General features: G+C 62.2%; 6 protein-coding genes and 1 pseudogene. 1 reads left to right on the plus strand and 6 read right to left on the minus strand.

What is annotated here, in order from left to right:
* Positions 1 to 45 precede the first annotated feature (45 nt).
* On the minus strand, positions 46 to 1,248 hold the full coding sequence (locus tag AC1DUU_RS14745; RefSeq protein ID WP_476784154.1) for an MFS transporter: 1,203 nt from the start codon (positions 1,246 to 1,248) through the stop codon (positions 46 to 48).
* A gap of 371 nt (positions 1,249 to 1,619) precedes the next feature.
* Between AC1DUU_RS14745 and AC1DUU_RS14750 the strand changes: the two genes are divergently transcribed.
* The gene (locus tag AC1DUU_RS14750) at positions 1,620 to 2,471 is read left to right on the plus strand and encodes an SH3 domain-containing protein (RefSeq protein ID WP_476784155.1); all 852 of its coding nucleotides are present in this window, start codon (positions 1,620 to 1,622) and stop codon (positions 2,469 to 2,471) included.
* Between the two features lie 20 nt (positions 2,472 to 2,491).
* On the opposite strand, the gene pyc is transcribed toward AC1DUU_RS14750, so the two are convergent.
* The 5 genes and pseudogenes from pyc to AC1DUU_RS14775 all read right to left on the minus strand — a co-directional run.
* On the minus strand, positions 2,492 to 5,950 hold the full coding sequence (gene pyc / locus AC1DUU_RS14755) for a pyruvate carboxylase (RefSeq protein ID WP_476784156.1): 3,459 nt from the start codon (positions 5,948 to 5,950) through the stop codon (positions 2,492 to 2,494).
* Positions 5,951 to 6,140: 190 nt separating this feature from the next.
* Complete coding sequence (locus AC1DUU_RS14760; protein ID WP_476784157.1) at positions 6,141 to 7,259, minus strand: branched-chain amino acid ABC transporter substrate-binding protein; 1,119 nt, start codon at positions 7,257 to 7,259, stop codon at positions 6,141 to 6,143.
* A gap of 144 nt (positions 7,260 to 7,403) precedes the next feature.
* Complete coding sequence (locus AC1DUU_RS14765; RefSeq protein WP_476784158.1) at positions 7,404 to 7,751, minus strand: DUF6867 family protein; 348 nt, start codon at positions 7,749 to 7,751, stop codon at positions 7,404 to 7,406.
* 11 nt (positions 7,752 to 7,762) lie between these two features.
* Entirely contained in the window at positions 7,763 to 8,491 is a 729-nt protein-coding gene (locus tag AC1DUU_RS14770) for an ABC transporter ATP-binding protein (RefSeq protein ID WP_476784159.1), read from the minus strand.
* Positions 8,488 to 8,831 (minus strand): annotated as a pseudogene (locus tag AC1DUU_RS14775) (ATP-binding cassette domain-containing protein); the annotation flags it as partial. The pseudogene AC1DUU_RS14775 and the gene AC1DUU_RS14770, both read right to left, overlap by 4 nt.

Consider the following 8,831-nt stretch of genomic DNA (forward strand, 5'->3'; position numbering starts at 1 on the left):
GCGTATCCGCCGTGTCGCTGATTTCCTGCACGAGGAGCTGAAGCGTTATTCGGCAGGCGTCGCCTGAGGCACGGCCCTGAAGTCGGCATGGCGGGCAAGGCCAGCCATCAGGCTGACGACCACCAGGAAGCCGGACAGGGCGACAAAGATCGGTGCGAAGCCGGTATGCCCGGCAACGAAACCGATGGCCGAAGGTGCCACCAGGATGCCTGAATAGCCCATGGTGGTGACGACGCTCATGCCGATATTCGGCACGACACCCGGCTGATTTCCGGCGGCGGAAAAGGCGATCGGCACCATGTTGGCGACACCAAGGCCGCACATGGCAAAGGCGGCGATCGCAATCCATGGATTGGGTGCGAGACCGGCAGCGAGCATGCCGCTCGCAGCAAGCAGTGCCGAACAGCGCAGCGTGTTGACCGCTCCAAAGCGGTTGCGCACGCCATCGCCGAGGAAGCGCATCAGCGCCATGATGCCGGAGAAAGCAGCGAAGGCGAAGCCTGCGGTAGCGATGTCGGCGCCAAGCTCCTGCTTGAGATAGAGCGCCGCCCAATCGAGCACGGCCCCTTCGGGGATCATCGAAAACAGCGCCATGATGCCGACCAGATAGATGGTGGGGAGACGCGGCAGGCGGAAATGCCGGTGTTCGTGCGTCACTGGCCTGTCCTCGCCGATCAGATGCCGCAACGCAAAGGCCGTCATGGCAGCGGCCACCACGGTTACAAAAATCGCATGCGGCAGGTGGCCAAAATTCTGGATGATGATGCCGCCCAGTGCACCGCCGGCAAAACCACCAAGGCTCCAGAAGCCATGCGACGACGACATGATCGCCCGCGACAGCCGTTTTTCCACGGCGACCGCATTGGCATTCATGGCGACATCCATCGCGCCGATCGAGCCGCCGAAGATGAACATCGTCACCGCCGCAAGCCAAACATTGGGTGCAAGGGCGACCAACAGCAGCGCAAAGACCACGATCCAGGCAAAGCCGATCACCACGGGCCGCGAGCCGCGCTTGGTCATCAGGTAGCCGGAAAACGGCATCGCCGTCAGCGCGCCAAGGCCAAACACCAGGATCAGCAGGCCGAGCACAAACTCGCTGATATGCAAGCGTGTCAAAAGCAGCGGGATCTGCGTCGCCCAGCTTCCAGTGACAAAACCATTGATGAAAAAGGCAGCGGCCACGGCCCAGCGGGCGCGTGTTGCAATAGCCTTTGTAGCGAGATCAGTTGTGTTTGTGGCGTTCATCGAACGCGACTCCTAGCATATGAGCCTGACAGCTGAAATCGATTTCAGGCAGCCGTGATCGGCAGATTCAAAAAGTTACCGCACCATTGCACTTGGCAAACACGCGCAGCGCAGTGCCCGCGCCAACATAGGCTAAATCGATTTAGATTGCGATCAAGCCCCTATTTCGAGCAGTCATTGGGCCAGAACCGCCCTCCTGACACGGCTTCGCCCGATTTCCGTCCAATAGCGGATGTAGCCGGATGGTGAAGACTGCAGCGGAACAGGCAACACCAACCGCTTGCAGATCATTTCCGCCTTTTGCATGCCAATACGGGTTGGGGGTCGATGCCGGCTGTTTGCCGCGTCGTACCGTTGTGGAGTCTTGTACCATGAATAACCCACCGTTCCGGCTCACCGGAATTTCGAGCCATGCACGTGCACTGTTGCAACAAGCCGGCCAAGATCTCCGGTCGCGCAAGCTGTCGCCATCGAGCATTGCCCTGCTTGGCTCCTGTGCAGCGGTGGTCGCCCTGGCTGCCGCGCTGATTGCAAGCGCTTCAGCACCCGACCCGACGCAGACAGCCGCAGTGCCGCCGCAGGTGACGCAGCCTCAGACTGCCAGTCTCGGAGGCTTGTCCGCGACTTCGCAAGGAGAGCCAGCAACCAAACAAGCGCGGCAGCCTGCAACGCCAACACTGGAACGCTCTCCGCCAGCCGCCGACAATTCGCGCTGGGGTCAGGCCAATCCATCGCAGGCCGGCGGGAGTAAGGTACAGGCCGACGCGGCCGGACCGGACGAACGCCAGGCAAGCGCTGCGGGGCAAGCGCCCGCCGCGCCAATAGGCGAGATCAGGGATAATTCCGACACGGCATCGATTGCCCCCGACGGCCTGCGCGGCTCGCTGGATGTGCAGGTCGCCGAGACCGACGCCGAGGTAGCGATGCTGGAAGCATCAACCGGCATGGTCGACGCAAGCGCCACTCCGGCGAGCACCAGCTTGTTCGACGGCCCCCTGCCCGACCTGCGCCCGGCAAAGGCCGCCAAATGGGGCAATTTGCGCGACGGCCCCGCCGACGAGTCCAAGGTGATCCTGGTCGTGCCGGCAAACGCCGCCATCGACGCCGAAACCGACTGCAACTGGTGCACGGTCGTCTACAAGGGCCAGCGCGGCTACATGTTCAAGAGCCTGATCCGCCGCAGCGCGGCAGAAGAAGCAAAGGCCGGCCAAGGGCTGTTCTAAACCCCCGGCCGGACAAGCAATCAGCCGTAGACCACCAGCAGATCCTTGGCGTCGATCTGGTCGCCGGTACGCACCAGCACTTCGGCGATCGTTCCGTCGCGCTCGGCGTGAAGGGCAGTCTCCATCTTCATGGCTTCGATCGACAGGAGCACGTCACCCGCCTTGACCGGTTGGCCGGCTGAGACGGCAAGCGTCGAGACCACGCCCGGCATCGGAGCGCCGACATGTGCATCGTTGCCGGCCTCGGCCTTGCGCCGGACCTTGGGCRCCAATGCGCCATGCGCGCGGTCCGGCACTTTGACGCGGCGCGGCTGGCCGTTGAGCTCGAAGAACACCGTCACCATGCCCTTGTCATCGACGTCGCCGATGGCAAGGCAGCGGATGACGAGCGTCTTGCCCTTCTCGATGTCGACGAAGACCTCGTCCTCAGGCTCCATGCCGTAGAAATAGACCGGCGTCGGCAAGACACTGACGGGTCCATAGGTCTCCTGCGCGTGGACGAAGTCCGAAAACACCTTCGGGTACATCAGCCACGAGGCAAATTCGTTTTCCGAAAGCTTGCGACCAAGCTTGGTCTCGACCTCCTTGCGGTTCGCTGTGAGGTCGGCTGCCTTGAGCAACGAGCCGGGGCGCGCCGTGATCGGCTTTTCACCCTTCAGCACCTTTTTCTGCAGCGCTGCCGGCCAACCGCCCGGCGACTGGCCGAGATCGCCGCGCAGCATCGACACCACCGAATCCGGGAAGGCGATGTCCTTGGCCGGGTTTTCGACATCGGCGACGGTCAGCTCCTGGCTCACCATCATCAGCGCCATGTCACCCGCCACCTTCGAAGACGGCGTCACCTTGACGATGTCACCGAACATCAGATTGACGTCATGATAGGCCTGCGCCACCTCGTGCCACCGGGTTTCAAGCCCGAGCGAGCGCGCCTGCTCCTTGAGGTTGGTGAACTGGCCACCGGGCATTTCATGCAGATAGACCTCCGAGGCAGGCCCCTTCAGGTCGCTTTCGAAGGCTGCGTACTGGTTGCGCACCGCCTCCCAGTAAAACGAGATGCGACGGATCCATTCGGGCGCAAGCCCCGGATCGCGGTCAGAGCCGCGCAGGGCCTCGACGATCGAGCCCAGGCAAGGCTGCGAGGTGTTGCCGGAGAAGGCATCCATCGCGGCGTCGATGGCATCGACCCCGCTCTCCACAGCAGCCAGCACCGTCGCTGCCGACAGGCCCGACGTGTCGTGGGTGTGGAAATGGATCGGCAGATCGGTCGCCTCGCGCAGCGCCTTGAACAGCGCCCGCGCCGCACCTGGCTTGAGCAGGCCGGCCATGTCCTTGACCGCGATAATGTGGGCGCCTGCGGCTTCCAGCTCCTTGGCGAGCCCGACATAATATTTCAGGTCGTATTTGGCGCGGTTCGGGTCGAGCAGGTCGCCGGTGTAGCAGATCGCCGCCTCGCAGAGCTTGCCTTCGGCACCCACGGCGTCCATCGACACCCGCATGTTTTCGACCCAGTTCAGGCAATCGAAAACGCGGAACAGATCGACGCCGCCGGCAGCAGCCTGGCGTACGAAATGCTGGACGACATTGTCGGGATAATTGGTGTAGCCGACGCCGTTGGCGCCGCGCAAAAGCATCTGCAACAAGATGTTGGGCGCTGCCTGGCGCACCTTGTCGAGCCGCTCCCACGGGTCTTCGGTCAGGAAGCGCATGGCGACGTCGAAGGTCGCCCCGCCCCAACATTCGAGCGACAGAAGCTGCGGCAGAGCGCGCGCGTAGGTGCCGGCGATCTTGGCGATGTCGTGGGTGCGGACGCGCGTGGCCAGCAGCGACTGGTGACCGTCACGCATGGTCGTGTCGGTGATCAGCACCTGCTTTTGCGCCCGCATCCAGGCAGCGAATTTCTCCGGGCCGAGTTGGTCGAGCTTCTGCCTGGTGCCATCGGGGATCGGGCCGGTGAACCATGGCACGACGGGTGCTGCGGCTTCCGGGTTGGGCGCAGCACGGCCGCGTGTCTCGGGGTGGCCGTTGACGGTAACATCGGCGAGATAGTTGAGCAGCTTGGTAGCACGGTCCTGGCGCTTGACCTGGGCGAACAGCTCGGGCGTCGAGTCGATGAACTTGGTGGTATAGGAATTGTCGCGGAAGGCCGGGTGCGTGATGATCGCTTCGAGGAAGGTCAGGTTCGTCGCCACGCCGCGAATACGGAACTCGCGCAACGCCCGGTGCATTCGTGCGATCGCCTCTTCAGGCGTCGGCGCCCACGCGGTCACCTTTTCCAGTAGTGGATCGTAGAAGCGTGTGATGACCGCGCCCGAATAGGCGGTGCCGCCGTCGAGGCGGATGCCGAAGCCGGTGGCGCCGCGATAGGCGGTGATGCGCCCATAATCGGGGATGAAGTTCTGCTCGGGATCTTCCGTGGTGATGCGGCACTGCAAGGCATGGCCGTTGAGCCGGATGTCGGCCTGGGCCGGCACGCCTGACTCCGGCGTGCCGATGGCAAAGCCGTCGAGGATGTGGATCTGCGCCTTGACGATGTCGATGCCTGTCACCTGTTCGGTGACGGTGTGCTCGACCTGGATGCGGGGATTGACCTCGATGAAATAGAATTTGCCGCTGTCGGCGTCCTGCAGGAACTCGACGGTGCCAGCACCGATATAGGCGGTCTCGCGCGCGAGCTTCAGGGCGTGCTCGCACAGCTCGTTGCGCTCTGCCATTCCGAGATAGGGCGCAGGGGCGCGCTCGACGACCTTCTGGTTGCGGCGCTGGATCGAGCAGTCGCGCTCGAACAGATGCACGGCGTTGCCGTGGGTGTCGCCCAGCACCTGCACTTCGACGTGACGGGCGCGCTCGATCAGCTTCTCGAGATAGACCTCGTCCTTGCCGAACGCCGCCTTGGCCTCGCGCTTGCCTTCGACGACCTCCCGGGCGAGATCGGCTTCGCTGCGGATAGCGCGCATGCCGCGACCGCCGCCGCCCCATGACGCCTTGAGCATGACCGGATAGCCGATCCTGGCGGCGAGCTTCTTCACCTCGTCCATGTCGTCGGGCAACGGGTCGGTCGCCGGGATGACCGGCACACCGACTTCGATGGCGAGGTTGCGTGCAGCGACCTTGTTGCCGAGGCGGCGCATCGTCTCGGGCTTGGGGCCGATGAAGGTGATGCCGCTTGCGACACAGGCCTCGGCGAATTCCGGGCTCTCCGACAACAGGCCGTAGCCGGGATGGATCGCATCAGCGCCGGACAGCTTGGCGACACGAATGATCTCTTCGATCGACAAATAGCTTTCGATCGGACCCATGTCCTTGGTCAGATGGGGTCCACGGCCGACCTGGTAGGATTCGTCGGCCTTGAAGCGATGCAGCGAATATTTGTCCTCTTCCGCCCATATCGCCACGGTTTTGAGCCCCAGCTCATTGGCCGCGCGGAAGACGCGGATGGCGATTTCAGATCGGTTGGCGACGAGGATCTTGCTGATCGGCACGAAAACGCTCCAGACGCTGGATATTTAAGAGGCGGCGAATGATTAGCGGGAAAATGCTGCGGTGCAACCGAAAACCCACACCCCTAAATCGATTTAATTTCCGTAGCGTCAGACAGCCATATTTTCTGCGGCACAAAAAAATGCCCGGCGCGAAGCGCCGGGCATCTGTTGGTTGGCGGTGCTTGCAGAATTACTTCTGCTGCACGTAGGTGTACTTGCCGTCGGCGCCCTTCTGCCACTCGTACATGACGTAGCCTGGCAGCTTAGGATCGCCCTTTTCGTCGAAGGAGATGTCGCCGAGCGCCGTCTTGAACGGGCCCTTCTCCTTGAGAGCCTTGGCAACTGCCTGGGTGTCGGTCGAGCCGGCAGCCTTGGCAGCTTCAGCAATCGCCTGCATCGCGGCATACGAGTAGAGCGTGTAGGCTTCCGGCTCGAAGCCGGCGGCACGGAACTTCTCGACCAGACCCTTGTTCTCCGGGATCAGGCGCGGGTCCGGACCGAAGGTGTTGAGCGTGCCGGCAACGGCGTCGCCGGCGATCGAGGCGAGTTCGTTGGAGACGATGCCGTCGCCCGAAACGAGCGTTGCCTTGAGGCCCTGGTCAGCCGACTGGCGGATGATCAGGCCGGCTTCGGTGTGAAGACCGCCCCAATAGACGATCGAAACGCCGGCTTCCTTCATCTTGGCGATCAGTGCCGAGAAATCCTTGTCGCCGATGTTGACGCCTTCATACATGACTTCCGTCACGCCGGCGGCGTTCATCGCCTTCTTGGTTTCGTCGGCAAGGCCCTGGCCGTAAGGCGTCTTGTCGTGAATGACGGCGATCTTGGCGTCCTTGAACTTCGACGCGAGATAAGCACCGGCAATACCGCCCTGCGCATCGTCACGGCCGCAGGTGCGGAACACGTTCCACAGGCCACGCTCGGTGAATTTCGGGTTGGTAGCAGCTGGGGTGACTTCGAGGATGCCGTTTTCGGCATAGACCTCCGAAGCCGGGATCGAAACGCCCGAGTTGAAGTGACCGACGACGAACTTGACACCGTCAGCGACGAACTTGTTGGCGACCGAAATGCCCTGCTTAGGATCGGAGACGTCGTCGCCGACAACAAGCTTGATCTGCTCGCCATTGATGCCGCCGGCTGCGTTGATGTCAGCAACAGCCTGCTCGGCGCCCTTCTGAAGCTGCGCGCCGAAGGCAGCATTGGGGCCAGTGATCGGGCCGGCGACGCCGACGATGACATCGGCCCATGCGCTGCCGCTGAACGCTACGAGCGCGGTCAGTGCAACAGCCGACAAAAGTGACTTTCTCATTGAAACACTCCCATTAATTGAGTGGGCGTGGAGTTTCTTTCTTGCGATGCCCACCCATATCGCAGAAAGGTGAGTTTGCCGATTTTCCGGCAGTTGTCACGCCGATTCATTGGCGAATCGGCGCCGATATTTGGCCTTTGCCCCTCAGGACTTCGATCTCCAAGAAAGAGGCGAAACCTTTTCATAAAGCCAATTGTATTGCGTGACCATCTGGTTTGTTCGCGTGTATTTATAACCAGTCAGTGCAAACGCCATAAGCACGATAGTGTCGACGATATAGAATTGCAGCGTAAACATCGTGCCGTCGAACAACGCATGATGGATAAAGCGTATAGCGATACCTAGCCCTAGTATGTAGAGCACCAGTTTAGTGTAGCTTCGCCAGGTCTGCGCGCAGGCGCGACCAGTCATCCAGGCCGCCCATCCGCCCAAGACGCAGGTGACGAAAAAGAACTGCCAGATCGAGGCTTCCTCGTAGAGAATGCCGTGCATGATGGATCCTCCTAGTGGCGGCCGCCTTCGAGATAGGCCGCACGAACCTCTGGATTGGCGAGAAGGTCCTTGCCCGTGCCACTCATCGTGACCAAGCCGTTGACCATGACGTAGCCGCGCGTGGCGAGCTTCAGTGCGCCGAAGGCGTTCTGCTCGACAAGGAACACGGTCAGGCCCTGGGTCCGGTTGAGCTCGCGAATGGCGTCGAAGATCTGCTTGACGATCAGCGGCGCCAGGCCGAGCGACGGCTCATCGAGCAGAAGCAGCTTGGGCCGCGCCATCAGCGCACGGCCGATGGACAGCATCTGCTGCTCGCCGCCGGAAAGCGTGCCGCCGCGCTGAGCGATACGCTCCTTGAGCCTGGGAAACAGGGTGAACACYTTCTCGACGTCCTCATCGTAATATTTGAGGTTGTCGAGACTTGCGCCCATCTGCAGGTTTTCCATCACCGTCATGCGCGGGAAGATGCGCCGTCCCTCCGGCGACTGTGCGATGCGCAGCCTGGCGATCTCATGCGTAGGCAGGTCGGTGATATCGGTCCCAGCGAAGGTGATGGTGCCGCGGCGCGCCCTGGGCGTGCCGAAGATTGTCATCATCAGCGTCGACTTGCCGGCACCGTTGGCGCCGATAAGGGCGACGATTTCGCCTTCGTTGACCGAGACATCGACGCCGCTGAGCGCTCGGATATTGCCGTAATAGGTCTCGACACCTTTGATGTCGAGCAAGGTCTTAGCCGTCACTTGCCACCTCCGCGCTTGGCTTTCGCCGGCTTGGCCGCTTCACGCGCCAGCGCCTTGGCCTGCCCTACCCAATCTTCGCGTTCAATCCGTCCGTCGAAGGCGAGGTAGGCCTCCGCCGCCRCGATATCGGACTTCTTCCACCCCGCCACCTGGTCGAAATGAAAGATGCCGTGGTCGTTGAGCTTCTTCTCGTTGACCGGTCCAATGCCCTTGATCAGGATCAGCCGGTCCGCCACACCGCCGCGCGGTGCGGCAAGCACATTGGCGATGGTCTTGGCGACCTGCGCCTTGGCCGGCGCAGCCTTGGCGACAGGCGCTTTGGCGGCGGGGGCTTTTATGA

Source organism: Aminobacter sp. P4_H6_2, from assembly GCF_056400805.1.